At 65.1% G+C, this 19916-nt stretch carries 20 protein-coding genes and 1 riboswitch; of the genes, 11 read left to right on the top strand and 9 right to left on the bottom strand.

Going from position 1 to position 19916, the window contains the following annotated elements; all coding sequences use genetic code 11:
* Window positions 1-59 precede the first annotated feature (59 nt).
* Together ACIQTZ_RS21370 and ACIQTZ_RS21365 are read right to left on the bottom strand one after the other, a co-directional pair.
* Window positions 60-1337 carry a D-alanyl-D-alanine carboxypeptidase family protein gene (locus ACIQTZ_RS21370; RefSeq protein ID WP_402983837.1) on the bottom strand — a complete coding sequence of 426 codons (1278 nt, stop codon included), beginning with the start codon at window positions 1335-1337 and terminating at the stop codon, window positions 60-62.
* A complete protein-coding gene (locus ACIQTZ_RS21365; RefSeq protein WP_402983834.1) occupies window positions 1310-1582 on the bottom strand; it encodes a pentapeptide repeat-containing protein in 273 nt (90 codons plus the stop codon). The genes ACIQTZ_RS21370 and ACIQTZ_RS21365 overlap by 28 nt, the downstream gene beginning before the upstream one ends.
* Before the next feature lie 309 nt (window positions 1583-1891).
* On the opposite strand from ACIQTZ_RS21365, the gene ACIQTZ_RS21360 reads away from it, so the two are divergent.
* Complete coding sequence (locus ACIQTZ_RS21360; protein ID WP_400337060.1) at window positions 1892-2335, top strand: SRPBCC family protein; 444 nt, start codon at window positions 1892-1894, stop codon at window positions 2333-2335.
* 77 nt (window positions 2336-2412) lie between these two features.
* On the opposite strand, the gene ACIQTZ_RS21355 is transcribed toward ACIQTZ_RS21360, so the two are convergent.
* The gene (locus tag ACIQTZ_RS21355) at window positions 2413-4392 is read right to left on the bottom strand and encodes a CAP domain-containing protein (protein WP_402983805.1); all 1980 of its coding nucleotides are present in this window, start codon (window positions 4390-4392) and stop codon (window positions 2413-2415) included.
* Between the two features lie 119 nt (window positions 4393-4511).
* Between ACIQTZ_RS21355 and dcd the strand changes: the two genes are divergently transcribed.
* Window positions 4512-5087 (top strand): dCTP deaminase, encoded by a 576-nt coding sequence (dcd, locus tag ACIQTZ_RS21350; protein WP_397325725.1) that lies wholly within the window; start codon window positions 4512-4514, stop codon window positions 5085-5087.
* A 62-nt stretch (window positions 5088-5149) separates the two neighbouring features.
* Here the strand turns inward: dcd and ACIQTZ_RS21345 are convergent, their stop codons facing one another.
* The 3 genes from ACIQTZ_RS21345 to ACIQTZ_RS21335 form a co-directional block, all read right to left on the bottom strand.
* A complete protein-coding gene (locus ACIQTZ_RS21345; protein ID WP_402945036.1) occupies window positions 5150-6349 on the bottom strand; it encodes a cation:proton antiporter in 1200 nt (399 codons plus the stop codon).
* Between the two features lie 3 nt (window positions 6350-6352).
* Window positions 6353-6835 (bottom strand): cation:proton antiporter regulatory subunit, encoded by a 483-nt coding sequence (locus ACIQTZ_RS21340; protein ID WP_397325723.1) that lies wholly within the window; start codon window positions 6833-6835, stop codon window positions 6353-6355.
* Window positions 6836-6900: 65 nt separating this feature from the next.
* Window positions 6901-8304 (bottom strand): MFS transporter, encoded by a 1404-nt coding sequence (locus tag ACIQTZ_RS21335; RefSeq protein WP_402983801.1) that lies wholly within the window; start codon window positions 8302-8304, stop codon window positions 6901-6903.
* Window positions 8305-8501: 197 nt separating this feature from the next.
* Here ACIQTZ_RS21335 and ACIQTZ_RS21330 point away from each other — a divergent pair, with 197 nt between their 5' ends.
* The 6 genes from ACIQTZ_RS21330 to mnhG are packed head-to-tail and all read left to right on the top strand — an operon-like array spanning window position 8502 to window position 14759.
* A complete protein-coding gene (locus ACIQTZ_RS21330; RefSeq protein WP_402983798.1) occupies window positions 8502-11489 on the top strand; it encodes a Na+/H+ antiporter subunit A in 2988 nt (995 codons plus the stop codon).
* Complete coding sequence (locus ACIQTZ_RS21325; protein WP_397325720.1) at window positions 11486-11986, top strand: Na(+)/H(+) antiporter subunit C; 501 nt, start codon at window positions 11486-11488, stop codon at window positions 11984-11986. Before ACIQTZ_RS21330 ends, ACIQTZ_RS21325 begins: the two co-directional genes overlap by 4 nt.
* Window positions 11983-13551 (top strand): Na+/H+ antiporter subunit D, encoded by a 1569-nt coding sequence (locus ACIQTZ_RS21320; RefSeq protein ID WP_400337051.1) that lies wholly within the window; start codon window positions 11983-11985, stop codon window positions 13549-13551. The genes ACIQTZ_RS21325 and ACIQTZ_RS21320 overlap by 4 nt, the downstream gene beginning before the upstream one ends.
* A complete protein-coding gene (locus ACIQTZ_RS21315; RefSeq protein ID WP_402983795.1) occupies window positions 13548-14111 on the top strand; it encodes a Na+/H+ antiporter subunit E in 564 nt (187 codons plus the stop codon). The genes ACIQTZ_RS21320 and ACIQTZ_RS21315 overlap by 4 nt, the downstream gene beginning before the upstream one ends.
* Window positions 14108-14386 (top strand): monovalent cation/H+ antiporter complex subunit F, encoded by a 279-nt coding sequence (locus ACIQTZ_RS21310; protein ID WP_400337047.1) that lies wholly within the window; start codon window positions 14108-14110, stop codon window positions 14384-14386. Before ACIQTZ_RS21315 ends, ACIQTZ_RS21310 begins: the two co-directional genes overlap by 4 nt.
* Window positions 14376-14759, top strand: a complete 384-nt coding sequence (mnhG, locus tag ACIQTZ_RS21305) for a monovalent cation/H(+) antiporter subunit G (protein ID WP_400337046.1) — start codon at window positions 14376-14378, stop codon at window positions 14757-14759. The genes ACIQTZ_RS21310 and mnhG overlap by 11 nt, the downstream gene beginning before the upstream one ends.
* A gap of 68 nt (window positions 14760-14827) precedes the next feature.
* Here the strand turns inward: mnhG and ACIQTZ_RS21300 are convergent, their stop codons facing one another.
* The gene (locus ACIQTZ_RS21300; protein WP_387438201.1) at window positions 14828-15088 is read right to left on the bottom strand and encodes a DUF4235 domain-containing protein; all 261 of its coding nucleotides are present in this window, start codon (window positions 15086-15088) and stop codon (window positions 14828-14830) included.
* 37 nt (window positions 15089-15125) lie between these two features.
* Window positions 15126-15839: an NUDIX hydrolase gene (locus ACIQTZ_RS21295; RefSeq protein WP_402983792.1), complete on the bottom strand. Its 714-nt coding sequence runs from the start codon at window positions 15837-15839 to the stop codon at window positions 15126-15128.
* A gap of 152 nt (window positions 15840-15991) precedes the next feature.
* Window positions 15992-16127: riboswitch (TPP riboswitch) on the top strand.
* A gap of 78 nt (window positions 16128-16205) precedes the next feature.
* Here ACIQTZ_RS21295 and ACIQTZ_RS21290 point away from each other — a divergent pair.
* From ACIQTZ_RS21290 to ACIQTZ_RS21280, 3 genes are read left to right on the top strand one after another with little or no spacing between them, the layout of a single operon-like run.
* Window positions 16206-16826 carry an ECF transporter S component gene (locus ACIQTZ_RS21290; protein WP_400337042.1) on the top strand — a complete coding sequence of 207 codons (621 nt, stop codon included), beginning with the start codon at window positions 16206-16208 and terminating at the stop codon, window positions 16824-16826.
* Entirely contained in the window at window positions 16826-18361 is a 1536-nt protein-coding gene (locus ACIQTZ_RS21285; RefSeq protein WP_402983789.1) for an ABC transporter ATP-binding protein, read from the top strand. Before ACIQTZ_RS21290 ends, ACIQTZ_RS21285 begins: the two co-directional genes overlap by 1 nt.
* Entirely contained in the window at window positions 18358-19152 is a 795-nt protein-coding gene (locus tag ACIQTZ_RS21280; RefSeq protein WP_402945058.1) for an energy-coupling factor transporter transmembrane component T family protein, read from the top strand. The genes ACIQTZ_RS21285 and ACIQTZ_RS21280 overlap by 4 nt, the downstream gene beginning before the upstream one ends.
* 77 nt (window positions 19153-19229) lie before the next feature.
* Here the strand turns inward: ACIQTZ_RS21280 and ACIQTZ_RS21275 are convergent, their stop codons facing one another.
* Entirely contained in the window at window positions 19230-19832 is a 603-nt protein-coding gene (locus tag ACIQTZ_RS21275; protein ID WP_402983786.1) for a GNAT family N-acetyltransferase, read from the bottom strand.
* Between the last annotated feature and the right edge of the window lie 84 nt (window positions 19833-19916).

Raw genomic sequence — 19916 nt, 5'->3', positions numbered from 1 at the left:
GAGCCGAAGCGAATCCCAGCTTAGCGCAGTTCCTGGATTGTTCAGGACAAGGCACGCTGCTACTTGAAGAGCTTCAGGCTGTTCCACCCCGAGCCCACCTGGGAGTACGTGGTCCACTGGCCGCGGCCCAGCCCGTAGTTATAGAGGTTGCCCTCCATGGTCTGGGCGGTAACTCCCCGAGTGCCCGCTCCGGTCAGGCCGAAGCTGGGGAGCAGGTTGCGCATGTACTGCCAGCCCGTTCCCACCGTCATGGCCGGCCCGTAGAAGCCCGCCCAGCCATCGCCGCGGTAGTTGATGAGCTTGCCGGAACCGGTGCGGGCCAGGATGTCGTTGGCGCCGTCGCCTTCCCAATCCGCCATGGTCAGCTCCATGCCGTTCCAGCCCTTGCCGATGATCTGGGGAGCGCTGACGGCCCCGCCGAAAGTATTGGGGTAGTAGCGCAGCACGCCGTCCGGGAAGTACCCCACCACGCTGGGCCGCGGGTGCGCGTGGGACCATTTGCCTACCGTGATGGTCATCTGGTCCCAACCACCGTTGCCCACCACGACCTGCCCGGCGAAGCCTCCACCAGGAAGTCCGCGGTAAACGCCGAGGACGCCGTTGTTCCACTGGGCAAGGATGTCGTAGACGCCATCGATGTCCCAGTCCACTACGAAGCCCTGTTTCAGGCCGGTCCAGCCCGAACCAATCTGTACGGGCGCCGCGTAGTTGCCCACCGCCGTCGCCGGGTAGCGCAGGAGCCTTCCGGCGGAGTCGGCGGCGACCAGGTCCGCACCGGACTTGATGCTCGCGCCGGCCGCCGTGTTGCCGGCGAAGTACTGCTCCATGGTGGGGTAGCCGCGCCGGTTCATATCCGTGGCCAACGCGACGCCGACATACCGGAGGTGCCACGGCTCGTAGCTGTAGCCCGTAGTGCCCGTGTAGCCGTTGGGGTACCTGACAATGAAGCCGTACTTGTGGGCGTTCGCGGCCACCCACTTGCCGGCCGCCGTGTCACCGAAGCACGTGCTCAGCCCGCAGGAACCGTTCTGGTTGCCCACGTCCACGGCCAGGCCGGTCTGGTGCTCGCTGTAGCCGGGCCGGGCGGAGATGGTATCTGCGTACGCTTGCCCGTAAATGCTGACGTAGTAGGCGTACACCTGCTGCTGCTGGGCGTAGGATCGGTAGCCGCTCACGATCGAAAGGCCGCCCGTACCGGCATCCGCGGCGCCCTGGAACAGGCCGTTGAGCCACGCAGCGGCCTCAGCACGCAGGAACTGTCCCGAGCCGCGGGCGTTGATGAGGTCTCCGGGCGCATAACTGGCAGGATTCAGGGGCCTGGATTTGTTGACCAGCACCGAGAAGCTGGCGGGATCGCCCACCGGGTCCACGCTGGGGAGCGGGTTGACCGTGGCGGGGACGGCGGTTGGGGCGGATAACGACGCCGGAGCGGACTGCGGGGCGACGGCCGCCTTAAAGGCGCCTGCTTGAACTGCGCCTGTTTGAACTGTGCCCGCCTGAACCGTGCCCGCCTGAACCGTGCCCGCCTGAACCGTGCCCGCCTGAACCGTGCGCTGCGGTGTCGCGCCGAGTAGCGCTGCACCCGCCGGCGCGGCGACGGCGACACTCCCGGCCACGGCGATGGCGAGGAAAGCCGCTCCGGCTGCCATCCGGCGTCGTACTTTTCCTGCGAAAGTCTGTTGGTCAAAAGCCTGCATTACGCCCCCAAAGTGATTAATAGCAGCCGCAGGAACTCTACCGGGCTTTGCGTGCGGCTGTCAGGTAACCATTCGGTGAAGGCTCGTGTGGCCGTGTGTCGCGGGCCAGCGCGGCTGACTATTCTGAAGGTGTTAGCTGCAGTGTATGGGGAACCGGGCTACGACCATTCGACCGTACGCCGAAAGAGGTTTCCGTGGCATTTGCAGCGCATGAAGTGGTGATCAGCAGGGACGCCATGACCGTGTTCGAGTTCCTCATGGACGGCATGAACAACTCGCTGTGGCGCACCGGAATCCGCAGCATCGAACTCCGTTCCGGCGTGCGCGGTGAGAAGGGCGCTGTGTACCAGCAGACACTCACCGGTCCCGGTGGCCGGCCCATCGCCGCCGATTTCGAGATCACCGAAGCCCGCCCGGGCGCGGAAGTGCGTTTCGAAGTGGTGGCGGGACCAGCCAGGCCCAGCGGCGGCTACTACCTCAGCACCGAGGGAAAGACCACGCGGCTCAGGTTCGCACTGGAGTACCACCCCAAAGGCTTGCAGAAGCTGATGAACGGAATGATCCAGAAGACCATGGAAGCTGAGGTTGCCCAGTTGGAGCAGCTCAAGACGGTGATCGAGTCCGAATCCGCCGCATGACGGATCCCGCCGCCTGGTGGGTGGCCAGGCCGGCTGGCGACCGGTCCGGCCTGACAGCAACCAGGCCGGATTGAGCCCTACTGGGCCAGCTTGAAACCACTCCAGCCGCCGCCCACGGTGACCGGTGTGGTGAGCCGTCCTGAAGTGAGGTCCCAGTACTCAAGCACGCCGTTGGTGCCCAAACCGGCAACACCCGTGGTCCCCGGTCCACCGACGCCCTGCAGCGCGCGAATGCCGCTGTAGTCCGTCCACGCCGCACCGACGATCGGACGCGCTTCCTGCCGCGGAGTGGCCAGCCCGCTGCCACGGTACAGGCGGAGATTGCCGTTCGCCTCCACCGTGAGCAGGTCCTGGAAGCCGTCCGCGTTGTAATCCACCATGCTCAGGCGCACAGCCGGGTTGCCCGTGCCAATGGCTGACTGGCTCCTGATGTAGGAGAGCCCCGAGTTCTTATAGAGCCACAAACCGCCCGAACCATCCATGGCAACAATCTGGGGGAGCCTGTTGTTGGCGCACCACTGGCCCACGGAAATGGTGAGCGACTGCCACCCCTGCCCCAGTACCCCCGGCGAACCGAAGCCACCAGAGGCCTTGCCTGGGTACACCAGCAACTGCCCGTCGTTTCGCTGTGCGATCAAGTCGAAGACGCCGTCACGGTCCCAATCCGAGACGAACAACTCCTTGAGCCCCGTGAAGCCTGCCGCGATCTTCCGGGCTGCGCCGTATTTCGCGTTGCCCAGGGACTGGTACGAGTACACCGAACCGTCCCCGCCCACCGATACGAGGTCGGCGGCGCTGCGGATGGAAGCGGATTTCAGGTCCACCGTGGGCGGTTGGTGCTTGTCGCCCGGCTCGCAGGCACCCACCGGGTCCGTGGGCGGGGTAACCGTTCCACCAGGGCGGGTAGTGGTTCCGGCCGGCAGCGTGGTGTAGCCGAAGAAGTTGACCACGCCCCACAATGTGTAGCGGTTAGGGGTGGTCTGCCAATTACCGTCCGTGTACGTGATACCGATGCCCATCACGTTGAACCGCGGATCCCTGAGCAGCGCATCGTGGCCCGGCGAACCCTTCCACCACTCCACGAGTTGCGCGGCATCCCTGTCCCAGCGGACCGCGATGACCTCGCCCGCCCCGTTGTTGGGGTTCATGGCGCGAGGGTCCGTCCAGAAGTTGGCCCTGTGCTGGATCACTTCACGGCTGGCGATGTTGTTGGACCACTCCTGCGCCAGGTTGGCCACGGTTGCGTGGTACTTCACCGGGGCCAAGCCAAGGGACGCCCGGTAGCTGTTGATGGCGTTGAAGACGGTAAGGATGGCGGCTGAGTTGTTGTCCGGCAGCAAAGCCAGGGCACCATCGTCCGTGGCGGGATCGCTGCTGGGGGCCTTGCCGGGGAAGGGGGTTTCGCTTGGACCCTGGCTGGTGCTTGGGTTCGGCGCCGGAACCGGGCCGGTGGGCGTCGGCGTCGGGGTGGCCGTGGGCGCTGTTGCCGGCGCTGTTGGCGTCGGGGTGGGGGTTGCCGTTGGAGCAGGCGAAGCGATGGTGCCAGGGCCGGGCGTCGCCGTTGGAGCGGTTGCAGTGGCCGACGGCGTCACCTCCGGCGAGGGCCCAGCGGCCGGGGCGGAGGGCGTCGGGACAGGTGACGGCTCGGGATCGGTGGGTACCGGGCCTGCATCTTCGGCGCCGGGTACCTCGGGGTCGGCGGTCTCCGAAGACGGGACGTCTGGACCCCAGGACGGGCCGATGTTCGGAACGGGCGGAGGAGACTCGATGGTCGGTTCGACGGCGACCGGCCGGGTGGGCACGGAGCCGGGCACCGTAGCGGGACCTGGGTCCGTCACAGTGGGGCCGTTTGGCTCACCGCCGGGGGCGGCGGGTTCAGCCGAAGGGGAGCCGACCGCCGTCGTGCTTGGTTCAGGAGCTTTCAGGCCGGAAGGTGCGCTGCTGGACGGTGTGGTGCCGCCGCCAGGAACCGCCTCTGTTGCCGGCAGGAGTTGGCTGGAACCGGCTACTGCCAGTGCCAGTACTCCGGCCACCACAATTGCCGCAGGCGCTGCCAATTTCCCCACAATTACCCCGCGAATGCTCGATGCCCCCAAAGTCCGGGCGCGGCTTAACCTGTCCGGGAACTATAGTCGCACGGGACGGCGAGGACAATGCATGCGGTATTTTTGATGCTGTGCTGATCTCTGACCGCGATATTCGTGCCGAAATTGACTCCCAACGGATTGTCCTTGAACCGTACGACCCCGCGATGGTTCAGCCGTCTTCCGTGGACGTGCGGATCGACCGGTTCTTCCGGCTCTTCGACAACCACAAGTACGCCCACATCGACCCCTCCGAGGAGCAGCCTGAGCTGACGCGCCTGGTGGAGGTGGAGGGTGACGAGCCGTTCATCCTGCACCCGGGCGAATTCGTGCTCGGCTCTACGTACGAGACCGTGAGCCTGCCCGACGACATCGCTGCACGCCTCGAGGGCAAGTCGTCGCTGGGCCGCCTCGGCCTGCTGACGCACTCCACCGCGGGTTTCATCGACCCCGGTTTCTCCGGCCACGTGACCCTGGAGTTGTCCAACGTGGCCACGCTGCCCATCAAGCTGTGGCCGGGCATGAAGATCGGCCAGTTGTGCTTCTTCCGGCTGACCTCCTCCGCGGAACACCCGTACGGCTCCGGAGAGTACGGCAACCGCTACCAGGGCCAGCGTGGTCCGACAGCCAGCCGGAGCCACCAGAACTTCCACCGGACGGCTATCTAGGACTCTGCACCCAGGGGGTTGGCTCTCGCGGCTTTGGGGCCGGCCAACGGGCGGGGCAGGGGTTAGGCCGGAGTGCGCTCGGGGGTGCGCGGCGGGGCTTTGGGAGTCTTGCGGAAGGCCTTGACCACGGGCTCCACGAACCGGGCGGCCAGCGGACCCATGACGGCCATGATGAGGACGTAGGCCGTGGCGAGGGCCGCGAGTTCGTGCGGTACAGCCCCGGAAGCGACGGCCAGGCCGGCGATGACGATCGAGAACTCGCCGCGTGCGATCAAGGCTGCGCCGGCGCGGAAACGTCCCGGTACGGCGATGCCTGCCCGCTTGGCTGCCCAGAAACCCGTCAGGATCTTGGTGGCTGCGGTGAGGACGGCCAGCAGCAGTGCCACGCCGAGGACCGGAGGAATGGACCGTGGATCCGTATTGAGGCCGAAGACCACGAAAAAAATCGCCGCGAACAAGTCTCGCAGCGGTTCGAGGATCCTGGTGGCATTGTGGGCCGTGGCACCGGAAATGGCGATGCCCAACATGAAGGCACCGACGGCGGCGGAAACCTGCAGTGCCGAGGCAATGCCGGCCACCAAGAGCGCCAGGCCCAGGACGTTGAGCAGGAACACTTCGGAATTCTCGCTGTGGATGGCTTGGGATACACGGTGGCCGTGCTTCAAAGCGATCACCAGAATGACCGTCACGACGGCGAGTGCGATCCCCACGGTTTGCAGTCCGCCGAGGAAACCAACGCCGGCCAGGATCGCGGTGAGGATCGGCAGGTAGATGGCCATGGCGAGGTCCTCGAAGACCAGGATGGAGAGGATGACTGGAGTTTCGCGGTTACCGATCCGGCCGAGGTCCGTGATCACCTTGGCCGCGATGCCGGACGAAGAAATGTACGTCACGCCGCCCATGACGATCGCTCCCACCAAGCCCCAACCGAGGAGCACGGCGATGCCCGCACCCGGGATGAAGTTCATGATGAAGTCCAGGACGCCGGCTTGCCAGGAACGCCTCAGCCCGGTGACAAGTTCGGATGCCGTGTACTCCAAGCCAAGCATCAACAGCAGCAGGATCACGCCGATTTCGCCGGAAAGGTGCGCGAATTCGTGCATGCCGTCCAGTTTCACCAGCCCGCCGGCGCCGAACGCCAGGCCGCCCAGCAGGTAAAGCGGAATGGGTGACATGCCGATCCGGCCAGCCAAACGGGCCAGCAGGCCCAGGCAGAAGACGACGGCGCCCAGTTCCACCAGGGCTAGCGCGAGCGGATCCACGGGTCAGCCGTTGCGGAGGATGCCGGCGGCCGAGTCAAGACCTTCCTGCGTGCCGACTGCTACCAGCAGATCGCCAAGGTGAAGGACGACGTCGGGTGCCGGCGACGGGACTACCTCGCCTTCGCGCATGATCGCCACGATGGAAACCCCACTGCGGGTGCGGATCTGCGCTTTGCCCATGGGTTGGTTGACGAACGGGGAGTCGGCTGTGATGGAGAACTGCCGGGTGACGATGCCGGGGATTTCCCGGTGTGCCTCGGCCAAGCGCATGGCGACGTGCTGCCCGCTCAGGAGGTTGCCCAGGCAGGACGCTTCATCCGCGGTCAGCGGAATGGAGGCCTGGCACGTATCGGGATCGTCCCACGTCGAGACGAAAAGCTCGGTTTCGCCCTCGCGGTGCTCAACCACGCCAATACGACGGCCAGAAGCCGTGACGAAATCCTTGCGGACACCAAGGCCCGGGAGTTCGGTCTCTTCCACGTTCATATGTACACCTTAACTCTCTTGCAACCGCCGTGAAGCGGCGTTCGCGCTCAGCTGTAGCCGGGCGTTCAGTTGTCCGGGACCACGGCGATCCTGGCCTTGCCGGGCGGCTTGACCGGCAGGATCACCAGGAGCCCCGCCAACAAGACCACCATGATCCCGAGGATGCCCCATCGTTGGGCTCCACCTTCTTCAACAATCGGAGCAGCAATTGTGATGCACAGCGTGAAGAGACTGGGCGCCAGGAAGCTTACGGCGCGTCCGGTGGTGGCGTAAAGGCCAAACAGTTCCCCGGATTCACCGCTGGGAGCGAGCCTGGCCAGGTAGGCGCGCGAGGAGGACTGGGCCGGGCCCACGAACAGGCAGAGCAGGAGCCCGAACACCCAGAAAGTGTTGGTTCCGGGCCACTCGTTGCCGAAGAAGACATAGGTGCCGTTGCCCAGCACCAGGATGACGGTTCCTGCAACGAGCAGGCCCACCAGCGATATGACGATCACTGCCTTGGGACCGATCCTGTCATCGAGGAAGCCGCCGATGATGGCACCTACGGCTGCGACCACGTTTCCGAAGATCGCAAAGAAGATGACGTCCTTGAGCTCGAAGCCGAACGTGCCTGCCGCGATCACACCGCCAAAGGTGAACACCGCGGCCAAACCATCGCGGAAGATGGCGCTGGAAAGAAGGAAGAAGATGGTGTGCGGGCTTGTCCGGTAGATCGCCCCGATGCGCTTGAACAGCAGGCGGTAGGAGGCGAAGAAGCCCAAGGACGCAGCATCCTTCCTGCCCGGGAGTTCGGGTACGGCGAACAGCACAGGCAACGCGAAGACGAAGAACCACAACGCGGAGAAGACGGCCACGAGCCTGATGTTCAGGGAGTCCTGCGTGGATGAGCCAAACCATTCAAAGGATGGTTGGACAAACAACTGAAGGACCAGGAGCAGCGCCACGATGCCGCCGAAATACCCCATGCCCCACCCGAAGCCGCTGACCTTGCCGATGTTCCGGGGCGTGGAGATCTGGGCCAGCATGGCGTTGTAGTTCACGCCCGCGAACTCGAAGAACACGTTGCCCAAAGCGATCAGGCAGACCCCCAGCAGCAGGAACCCCGGCTGGGGGAAAACGAAGAAGCACAAGGCCGTGAGCACGGCCGTGGCAGCGGTGTTCACCCCGAGCCACAGTTTCCGGCGCCCGCCGGCGTCCGAACGCTGGCCGGTCACGGGTGCCAACAAGGCGATGGCGAGCCCGGCCACCGCCAGGGCTGCGCCGAGGGCTGCTGACGCCGTGTCTTCTCCGCCGAACGCATTGGAGGTCAAGTAGACGGTGAACACGAACGTGGTCATGACGGCGTTGAAGGCTGCCGAGCCCCAGTCCCAGGCCGCCCAGGCGAGGATCTGCCCCTTTTTGGAGGCGGCCGGGCCGGAGGCAAGCTCGGACGGGGGAGGGGAAGCTTCGGGAACTGCAGCCGCGTTCATGCCTGAATGCTATCGGGACACCACGGCGGGCCGTGGTGCGACAGACCGCGGGCTTCATAAGGCCGGAGGTTGTCCACATAGCGCACTTTCCGGCGAAAACGCCCTTAACCCCTTGATAAACTGGAACAACCGAACCCAACGTATGCACCGCTTGCTCCAACTTTTGACAATTCCTTCCTGACTTTGCGGAGACAACATTGATCACAGTTCTCGCCATCACCTTTGTCGCGGCAACTGTGGCGCCTTTGATCTTCAGCAAACTCGGCAGGAACGCGTTCTACGCACTCGCGGCGGTACCGGCAGGCGCTTTCATCTGGTTGGTCCTCAACTACGCACCTGTCTATTCAGGCAGCGGCCTCGAGGAAGTCCTGCCCTGGATCCCCGACCTGAAGCTCGAGTTCGCTTTCAGGATGGACGCCCTGGCATGGGTGATGTCCCTGCTGATCCTGGGCGTAGGCACCCTGGTGCTGGTGTACTGTGCGCGCTACTTCAAGGACAAGGACCCTGGCCTTGGCGGCTTCGGTGCCCAGTTGCTTGCGTTCGCCGGGGCAATGTTCGGTTTGGTGACCTCCGATGACCTCCTGATGTTGTTCATCTTTTGGGAACTCACCACCATCCTGTCTTACCTGCTGATCGGCTACGCCCGCACCCGCCTGGCCGCCCGCCGGTCTGCCTTGCAGGCGCTCATGGTCACCACGGCCGGCGGCCTTGCGATGCTCGTGGGCCTCATCATCCTCGGCCAAGCTGCAGGGACGTACCGTATCTCGGCCATCCTCGACCAAGCCGGGACGCTCATGGCCGGGCCCATGCAGGACGCGGTGACTGCCGCCGTCGTGCTTGTCCTGGTGGGTGCCATCACCAAATCCGCGCTTGTTCCATTCCACTTCTGGCTCCCCGGAGCCATGGCCGCGCCCACTCCCGTCAGTGCCTACCTGCACGCAGCGGCTATGGTGAAGGCGGGTATCTACATTGTTGCCCGCCTGGCGCCGGGCTTCTCCGAATCGGACTTCTGGCTTCCACTGGTCCTGGGGCTGGGCCTGGCCACCATGCTGATCGGCGGCTACCGGGCACTGCGGCAGACGGACATCAAGCTCATCCTGGCCTACGGCACGGTCAGCCAGCTCGGCTTCCTCACCATGGTGGTGGGGCTCGGCCAACCGGATGCCGCCCTTGCGGGGCTCGCTCTGCTCCTGGCGCACGGGCTGTTCAAGGCCACGTTGTTCCTGGTGGTGGGCATCATCGACCACCAATCCGGCACCCGCGATATCCGCAAGCTCTCCGGCGTTTTCCGTTCCTCGCGCGCACTGGGCGTGGTCGCTGCCATTGCGGCGGCGTCCATGGCCGGTGTTCCTCCCTTGGCCGGGTTCGTGGCGAAGGAATCCGTCTTCGAGACGTTCGTCCACTACGCCACGGGGCATGATGCGCCGGCGTGGGGCATCTGGATCCTGGTTGGCCTGGTGATCGGATCGATCCTCACCTTCGCCTACAGCGCGCGTTTCATGTGGGGTGCCTTTGCCACCAAAGCAGGCGTGGAGCCCACTCCTTTCAAGCCGATCAAGCCGGCCTTCCTTGCCGCTCCCGCGATCCTGAGCTTCCTGACCATCGCCTACGGCTTCTGGCCGGTTCCCGTGGACACGTGGATCCAGCCGTACGCGGCGCTGTTTGCGGACCGCGAGGGAGCGCCCGACGCCGGTCACCTCGCTTTGTGGCATGGCCTCACTCCCGCTTTGGGCCTGACAGCGCTGACATTCGTCGTGGGCGCGGCCATGTTCTACGGCCGCAACGCAGTGTCCCGTGTCCAGGGCCTGGTTCCCGACTGGATCGATGGCGACCGGTCGTACCAGCACACCATCGGCGCACTCGATGACATCGCCGTATGGGTCACGGGCCGCACCCAGCGTGGTTCGCTGTACTTCTACCTGACCGTCATCCTTACGGTTGCGTTCGCTGTTCCGCTCGCAGCCTTGATCGCGGCCAACAAGCCCCTCCCTGAAGGCGTGTATTTGGTCGATCCCAACTCTCCGCTGCAGATCATTGTGGGGATCGGGATCATTGTTGGCGCACTCGCCGCAGTGCGGGCCAACAAGCGCTTCCTCGCCGTCCTCATGGTGTCCGTGACGGGCTACGGCATCGCCCTGGTGTTCGCGCTGCAGGGCGCACCGGACCTCGCACTGACCCAGATGCTGGTGGAAACCATCGTGCTGGTGGCCTTCGTGCTCGCGATGCGCAGCCTGCCCGCCGAGCTCCGGGACCGAACCGGCGGACGGCTGCGGGTGATTCGCGTGATCATTGGTGCAGCATTCGGCATCACCATGATCTTCGTGGCGATCTACGCCATGGGTGCCCGCGTGGCTACGCCGATCTCCCTGGACTTCCCACGGCTGGCGTACGAAGGCGGCGGCGGTTTGAACGTGGTCAATGTGACCCTGGTGGATATCCGCGCGTGGGACACCTTCGGCGAGATCTCGGTGCTGGCCGTCGCCGCGACCGGCGTGGCCAGCCTGATCTTCGTACGCAGCCGCGGTGACCGCATCAGGACCTCAGCGGCGGTGCCGGAAGGCAGCGTGGGGCGCCGCACCGACGTCGAACGTGACTCCCGCGACAGCGCCACGCTGGCTGTGGCACGGAAGTTCAGCGACGTTACCCGCGACGCCTGGCTTGTAGCCGGCCGGACCCTGGCTCCCGAGCGGCGCTCGATCATTTTCGAGGTGGTCACCAGGCTCATCTTCCACTCGATGATCGTGTTCTCCATCTATCTCCTCCTGGCCGGCCACAACCTGCCCGGCGGTGGTTTTGCAGGCGGCCTCACCGCCGGCCTGGCACTGACCATCCGGTACCTCGCGGGTGGCCGCTTCGAGCTGAGCGAAGCCGCGACGGTGAGTGCCGGAACCCTGCTGGGAACGGGACTCGCGACGGCGGCTGCCTCCGGGTTGGTGCCGCTCTTCCTGGGCGGACAGGTGTTCCAGAGCGCCATCATCGAGTTCTGGCTGCCCGTGTTCGGAGACATTAAGTTCGTGACCTCAACCATCTTCGACATCGGTGTGTACATCGTGGTGGTGGGGCTGGCGCTGGACGTCCTCCGCAGCCTTGGCGCGGAAATCGACGAGCACTTTGAAGGCAAGGGCGCGCCCATCGCAGAGGATGACGCCGCAGAGACCGCCGCGGCCGGGAAGGGTAACGCATGAGTATCAACCTGACCTTGCTGATCGTCATGGGCGTCCTGTACGCCTGCGGCATCTACCTCATCCTGGAACGCAGCCTGACCCGCGTGCTGTTGGGGCTGATGCTCCTGGCCAACGCCACCAACATCCTGATCCTCACCACCGGTGGTTACGCAGGGCTGGCGCCGTTGTTCACCAAAGAGACGGACCCCGGAACGTACAACGATCCGTTGCCGCAGGCCCTGATCCTGACCTCGATCGTGATTTCCTTCGCGGTGACCGCGTTCATGCTCGGCATCATCTACCGCACGTGGGCCCTGGCCCGGCAGGATGAAATCCAGGACGACATCGAAGACCGTCGCGTCGCCCAGACGCCGAGCTTCGACGCCGAAGACGACGCCATTGTGCCGCTGGAAACCTCGGAGTTCGCCATCACCCCGTCCACTCCGGAAGAACGGCTGCACCCGGAAGAAACGGAAACCCCCAAAACGGCCCAGAGCCGGGAAGGAGGCAGCGCGTGAATCTCGCTAACCTGTCACCGCTCGCTGTCCTTCTCCCCATCCTCGGTGCCGCACTGGCCTTCGTGTTGATCCGGCACACTGCCGCCCAACGCGCCGTCAGCATCGGCATCCTGAGCCTGACGTTGCTCCTGGAATCCTTCCTGCTGATTTCTGTGTGGGACGGTGGCACCACCTCAGTGACCCTCGGTGGCTGGTTGCCGCCGTGGGGCGTGGTGTTGGTGGTGGACCAGTTCTCCTCGCTCATGCTCGTGGTGTCCACGGTGGTGAGCCTCGCGGTCCTGATCTACGCCACCGGCCAGGGCATGGCCGATGGCGACCAGGAAGCGCCGGTCTCCATCTTCCACCCCACCTACCTGATCCTGGTGGCGGGTGTTTCCAACGCCTTCCTCACCGGCGACCTCTTCAACCTCTACGTGGGCTTCGAGATCCTGTTGACCGCGAGTTACGTCCTCATGACGCTCGGCGGAACGGGCCCCCGCATCCGGGCCGGCGTGACGTACGTGGTGGTTTCCGTGGTGTCCTCGGTGCTGTTCCTGATCGCGATCGCCATGATCTACGGTGCCACCGGAACCATCACCATGGCAGACCTGGCCATCAAGCTTGCTGAGCTGGACCAAGGCACACAGAACCTCCTGCACGTGATGTTGCTGGTGGCCTTCGGCATCAAGGCCGCCGTGTTCCCGTTGTCCTTCTGGTTGCCCGACTCCTATCCCACCGCACCCGCGCCGGTCACCGCGGTGTTCGCCGGCTTGCTCACCAAGGTGGGCGTGTACGCGATGGTCCGCACTGAAACGCTCCTGTTCCCAGGGGATACCCTGAACACGCCCTTGATGATCGTGGCGTTGCTGACCATGGTGGTGGGCATCCTCGGTGCCTTGGCCCAGAGCGACATCAAGCGTCTGCTTTCCTTCACCTTGGTCAGCCACATTGGCTACATGGTGTTCGGCCTCGCGATGTCCTCCATAACGGGGCTCGGGGCCGCGGTGTTCTACGTGGCGCACCACATCACCGTCCAGACCAGTTTGTTCCTGGTCACGGGTTTGATCGAGCGGCGCGGAGGTTCGTCCTCGATCGACCGTCTGGGCGGGTTGGCCAAGCTCTCCCCGCTGCTTGCCGTGTTGTTCTTTGTCCCGGCCATGAACCTGGCAGGCATCCCGCCGTTCTCCGGGTTCCTCGGGAAGCTTGGCCTCTTGCAAGCAGGTGTCGAGCTAGGCACGCCCTTGGCCATCATCCTGGTGGTGGGCGGCGTGGTCACGAGCCTCCTGACCTTGCTCGCCATCGCCCGCGTGTGGAACAGGGCCTTCTGGCGCAAGCCCGAGGATGCTGAATACCCGGATCCGGTGCTCCTGACGCCCGGCCGTGCCGGTGTCCTTCCCCGGACCATGGTGGGTTCGACGGCCGGACTGGTGGTCTTCGGTGTAGCGCTGACTGTCTTCGCCGGACCGCTTTTCCAGCTGTCCGGCGGCTCAGCCGAGATCATGCTCGACCGTTCGGCCTACATCCACTCCGTCCTGGGTGATAACGCTCCGGTGCCCGCCGCGGTGCAGACAGGCGGTGCCAAATGAGCCGCAAACCGATCTCCTTCCGCACCGAACTCCCACTGCTGATCTGGCTGGTGATTGTGTGGGGCGCCCTGTGGCGGGATTTCAGCCCCGGCAACCTGTTGTTCGGCGCGCTCATCGCCATTGTGGTGGCCAAGCTGTTCTACTTGCCCCCCGTTGAACTGAGTGGCCGCTTCAACATCCTCCGCGCCATTCCTTTCGCCCTCATGTTCCTCGGCAAAGTGGTGGCAGCGAGCTTCCTGGTCCTCTACCTGGCCGTGGTCAAAGGACCCAAGGTGCGCAGCGCCGTCGTCGCTGTTCCGCTGCGGAGCCATGCCGACCTCATGGTGACGGCCACCGGCCACGTCATCTCCCTGATCCCGGGCTCGCTGGTGGTGGAAGTGGACCGCTCCACCTCCACGCTCTACCTGCACGCGCTCAACATCTACGGAGAGGAAGATGTGCGGAAAATCCGGCACGAAGTACAGGACATCGAAGCCGGACTGATCAGGATCATGGGCACCCGCGAGGAAGTGGCAGCCCTTCGGGCTGAAGCCCCGGGCATGGAAGGAGCCTCACTGTGAAAGAACTGGTTCTCATTGTCACGGCTGTGATCCTCAGCCTCGCCGCGGCCGGGGCGATCATCCGGATCGCCGTTGGGCCGTCGTTGCTGGACCGCGTGCTCGCTTCCGACGTACTCCTGGCCATCCTTGGCGCTGCGCTGGCGGTGGATATGGCGGTCAACCGGCACCTGAACAACCTCATGCTCCTGGTTGCCTTGGCCGTGATCGGATTTATCGGATCGGTGACCGTTGCCCGGTTCGTGGCTGAGCGAAGGGGACAGGCCAATGACTCCTGATGCAACCGGCGTGGACCTCGTGATCGACGCCGTTACGGCAGTGTTCCTGGTGGTGGGCGCCCTGATGTCACTTGGTGCGGCCATCGGGTTGTTGCGTTTCCCGGACCTCATGAGCCGCATGCACGCGGCCACCAAACCGCAGGTGTTGGGCTTGTTCCTCATGCTTGCCGCGATCGGCCTGCAGATGCGCACCTGGTGGGTGTGGCCCGTGCTGCTGGTGGCTTGGATCTTCCAGTTGCTGACGGCACCCGTTGCGGCCCACATGGTGGGGCGTTCGGCCTACCGTACCAAGCATGGGCACCGTGAATTGCTCACCAAGGACGAGCTGGAAGCCGTGGTGCAGCGTGCGGCCGAGGGGCGTTCGGAGGACTAGGGCAACGCGGGGTCACTTCCGGCCCATCCGGACGTCCGCCATGGGCCGTGAGTGACCCCGCGTTGGTTCTAGACGATGTCCTGGGACTTGGCGAAGCGGGCGATGGCGCGCTGCGTACCCCGGCTGGCGAGGACCTGGATGAGGGTGCTGACAAACGCCGAGATGAGGGCGAACGTCAGCGCTGAGCGGAGGCTCGTCTCCATATCATCGTTGCCTTTGGGCGGCTTGTTGCCCGTGGCTTTTTCCCATCCCTTGTTGACCAGCTTGGTGCCAAGGAAACCCGCGCCGAGGCTCACGCCTGCGCCCAGAAGCTTGAGGAAGAAGTTCATGCCTTCAGCCTAACCTCAACAACCCGGCGGATCCTGCTTAGCCCCGGCTCGCCCTCTCCTTGAGGAAGGCGGCAAGGGAGCCCGGTGGTGCCAGCACGGGAACCACCTCATGATCCGCGGTCCACATGGCATCAACGGAGTCGAAACGGGAGATTTCCCTGAGCAGGTAGTACGTGGGCGGCATGAGTTGCAGCTTGCCCTCAGCCTCCGCGGACAGGATTCCGTCAACGGGCATCCACAGTGACTGCCAGGCCTCAGTGGTCTGGTGTTGCGGTGCGGCGTCCTGGGCAGGCTTGGCAACGTAAAAGTAGGTGTCGAAGCGCTTGGGCATGTCCACGGGCGTGATCCAGTTGGCCCACGGCCGAAGGGCGGCCGGATCCAACGTGAGGCCGGCTTCCTCCTGGACCTCGCGGATGGCGGCGGCGAGAACAGTGCCGGAGCTCCTGCATGCTTGGCTGCTGGCCGCGGAGGAATCCGGTTCTGCTGTGGCGATTGAGCTCAGCCGCCACTCCTTGGCATGTCGTTCCAGAAGCTCTGGTGCGTAGTCCCAGCCCTCGTAATCCCCAGTGTCCACGCGGCCGCCGGGGAACACCACCATGCCCGCCGCAAAGTCCATGGTGGAGACCCTGTGCTGGACAAAGGCCTCCAGCCCTGCAGACGTATCGCGGAGCAGGATCACGCTGGCTGCAAGGCGGGCTTCGGCAACTGGCTTGGCTGCGTCAGGATGGCTTGGGCCAGGAGTTTCCGTCATGCTGCCATTGTCTCAGCTACGTTGTGCGGCCCGGTCTGCGACCCCAAGGGCGGGGAACGGGGCGGAGAGCGGCCCCGCACGGATTTATGACCCGCTCCATGACCCCGCAAACCCCTTCAGGTGTAAACTGAACCTCGCCCATAAGGGCAGATTGATAACGACAGGGGAGCGCCGCCGTCGAACCTGCAGCGATGCAGGAGACGCGAGGGCGCTGAGAGTGCGGACAGCCGCAGACCCTCGAACCTGATCCGGTTAGTACCGGCGCAAGGGAGTCGAGCTTCTCAGAGTGTCCGGACCAGGGCGGCGTGAGCCAGCCGGGGTATCCGGGGAGCACTTTCCCCTCCTGTAACCTCAGGAGGCAAAGAAATGACCACGGCAAGCGTGAAGAAGACCAGTAACAACTGGCGCGTTGTAGACATTGTGGTGGCAGCGTTGATCGCCATCGCCGGCGGCGTGATTTTCTGGGCATGGTCCCAGGGCGCCGCAATCGTATCCATCCCCATGAACGCGGCCTACCCGCCGCTCACCGGCCTGATCGCCGGCGGCTGGATGATCCCGGCGGTGCTGGGCATGCTCATCATCCGCAAGCCCGGTGCGGCGCTGTTCTGCGAGGCCGTGGCCGCCACCGGCGAGCTCATCATGGGCTCCCAGTACGGCACCACGGTGCTCATCTCCGGCATCCTGCAGGGCCTCGGCGCCGAGCTGGTGTTCGCAGCGTTCCGTTACAAGAAGTTCAACCTGCCCACCTCGCTTCTCGCGGGTGCGGGCGCTGGCCTCTTCTGCGGCCTGAATGATTCCTTCCTCCCGTGGGGCTGGAACATCGCCTACGAAGCCGTCGACAAACTGGCCTACATCGCATTCTGCACAATCTCCGGTGCGATCATCGCCGGTGCCCTCTCCTGGGTTGCCACGCGCGGCCTGGCGAAGACCGGCGTGCTGAGCGCTTTCGCATCCCGCAAGGCTGCGTCGGAGCCTGTCTTCAACTGATGGCCGCCACAAACAGCGGCCGGCCCGCCGCCATCTCGGCCGAGGGCTGGGGATGGCGGCACGCCGGACGGTCCACCCCTGCCATCCACGGATTGGACCTGCGGATCGAACCCGGGGAGCGCGTGCTCCTGCTGGGTCCCTCCGGAGCCGGCAAGTCGACGCTCCTGCACGCCTTGGCCGGGGTGTTGGGCGACGAGGAAGACGACTCGGACGAGACCGGCTCCCTGCTGATCGACGGCGGACTGCCGCGCGAACAGCGGGGCCGCGCCGGTTTGATGCAGCAGGACCCGGAAACGCAGGTGGTCCTGTCCCGCGTGGGCGACGACGCAGCGTTTGGTGCCGAGAACCTCGCCGTTCCGAGGGCAGAGATTTGGGCGCGCGTCCATGAGGCGCTCGACGACGTCGGGTTGCGTACCGCTGCAGATGGCGGCTTGGCGCTGGATCACCCGACGGCGGCACTCTCCGGCGGGCAGAAGCAGCGCCTTGCGCTTGCCGGCATTCTGGCGATGCGGACAGGGCTGCTCCTCCTGGACGAGCCGACAGCCAACCTGGACCCGGCCGGCGTGCTGGAAGTCCGCGACGCCGTTGGCCGCTGCCTGGACAAGACCGGTGCAACCCTGGTGGTGGTGGAGCACCGGGTATCGGTCTGGAAGGACCTCGTTGACCGGATCGTGGTCCTGCAACCCGGCGGAGGGGTTCTCCTGGACGGGCAGCCGGACCACGTGCTTTCCGAGGCCCGCACCATGCTCATTGATGCGGGCGTGTGGGTTCCCGGCTATGTTCCACGAACCCGTGCACGGACCCTCGTCCCCGAGATGGCACCGTTGCTCCTGGCAGCGCAAGACCTGGCTGTGTCCCGGGAAAAGCCCCGGCGTCGCGGCTTCAAGAGCATCCCGCCCGTGCCGGTCCAAGCCGGGGTTACCGCGCAGGTCAGGGCCGGACAAGCACTGACCATCACGGGTCCGAACGGCGCGGGCAAGTCCACGTTCGCGCTCACGATGGCGGGCCTTCTGGCGCCGGTGCACGGCAAGGTGTCTGCCGCCGTCGAACTTTCCCAAGGCGCCGGGATCGATCCGTTCGCGTGGAAAGCAGACCAGCTGATCTCCCGAATCGGCACCGTTTTCCAGGAACCGGAGCACCAGTTCGTCACGGGCAAGGTCCTGGACGAGCTCATGTTCGGCCCCAGGCATCTGGGCCACGGCGAGGAACGCGTGGACGAACTGCTTGAGCGGCTCCGGCTGACGCACTTGGTGGACGCGAATCCCTATACCCTGTCCGGCGGTGAAAAGCGCAGGCTGTCCGTGGCGACGGTCCTCGCCGCACATCCCCAAGTGCTGGTGCTCGATGAACCAACCTTCGGCCAGGACGCCAATACCTGGGCCGAACTGGCCTCGTTCCTGTCGGAGCTGTTGGACCAAGGAACGGCCGTAGTCTCGGTGACCCACGACGAGGAATTCAGCGCTGTCCTTGGCGGCGCGGAACTGCACCTCACGCCAGCGAACCAGGCAGAGAAGCAGGAAGCTGGTGCGTCATGAGGGAGACCTTGAGCCTGAGCGGCAACCATGCCCTGTTGACCCGGGCCAACCCTTTGGCAAAGTTCGTGGCCGTTTTCCTGATTTCCATGGTGCTGGCCCTGTCCATCGACTGGGTCTCGGCGTCGATCGCGCTGGTGGCAGAGCTCGCGCTGTTCCCGCTGGCCGGGCTGACGGTGCGGCTTCTGTGGGTCCGGGCCTGGCCGCTCATCATCGCGGCAGCGATCGGCGGCTGGAGTACCGCGATCGTGGCGCCGGACAGCGGCGCTGTACTGCTCGACGTCGGACTCTGGTCCATCAGCGAAGGTTCCCTCCAGCTGGGGCTCGGTTTCATGCTGCGCGGTTTGGCGATCGCCTTGCCGGCAATCCTGCTGATGACGTGCACCGACCCGACGGACTTGGCGGACGCGCTGGCGCAGAAGGCCAGGTTGCCGCACCGCTTTGTGCTGGGGTCCCTCGCGGCGATGCGGCTTGTGGGCCTCATGGCGGAGGAGTGGCAGACCATCGGCATGGCCCGGCGTGCCCGTGGTGTCGGTTCCCAGGGCAGCCCGGTGCAACGCTTGAAGGCCACGCTCGGGCAGAGCTTTGGGCTCCTTGTCCAGGCCGTCCGGAGGGCCTCCAGGTTGGCCGTGACCATGGAAGCCCGTGGCTTCGGCGGTGGCAAGCGGACCTGGGCGCGCGAATCCACGTACTCGCTGCTGGATGTGTGGGTCTTGCTCGGCGGGGTGGTGATCGCCGCGGCCGCCGTCTCGACGGCCGTGGGGGCAGGAACGTGGAGTTTCGTCTGGCGGTAGGCCACGCCAGGCGCGCAGCGTGAGGCAACGGAGGGAGCCGTGGGCCCAAGCCCGCGGCTCCCTTGTCCGGCCGGCTCCTAGCTGTCCGCCTTGTCCGCCTGGATCTCATCGAAACCGGCGCGGGTCAGGAACCCAAGCTGGGCTTCTTTTTCTTCCAGTTGGACGATGGGTCCCAGTTCGAAGCACGTCGCTTCCAACCTGCGAAGGGCCTTTGCGTTGCGGGCATCCGGTTCCACGATGATCCGGTCCTTGCCTGGCACGGAGAACATGTACTTGATGAGCGAGGTCGCCAGTCGCGGCGTGAAGTGCGGGATGGGACGCGTGGCCGGCGCCAGCAGGAGGTGCATCCCGATGTCCCCTTCACGCGCAGGGTAGACCTCGCCCACGGGATCGTGCAGGGGTTCGTAGGTCTGGAACAGGGCCAACGGCTCGCCATCGAGGACCACCAGGAACGCATGGTGGGTGTCCAGGGAGTCCAGGAACTCGTAGATGCCCAGGACCTCCTCGCGCGGCTTCTCCGTCATGCCCCAGAACTTGGCGCGGGGCTGCGAAACCCACTCGTGGATGAAGTCGATGTCCTCGGCAGGAACCACGGGAACAATCCGGAGCGAACCCCAGCCCTCAAGCTCTTCTGCGTAGATGGTGGTGCGGACGGCGAAGTCCTGGGTGGTGGTATTCATGTGCTTCCTTTTGTGCGATGCGATGCGATGCGATGCGGTGTGTGCAGGTGCGAACTGAGGTGATGCGGTAGTGCAAAAAACCGT

Source organism: Paenarthrobacter sp. NPDC090520 (assembly GCF_044769205.1).
In the GTDB taxonomy this organism is placed as follows: domain Bacteria; phylum Actinomycetota; class Actinomycetes; order Actinomycetales; family Micrococcaceae; genus Arthrobacter.
Note: the sequence above shows the minus strand (reverse complement) of the source record. Positions and strands in the feature narration are given on the sequence as shown.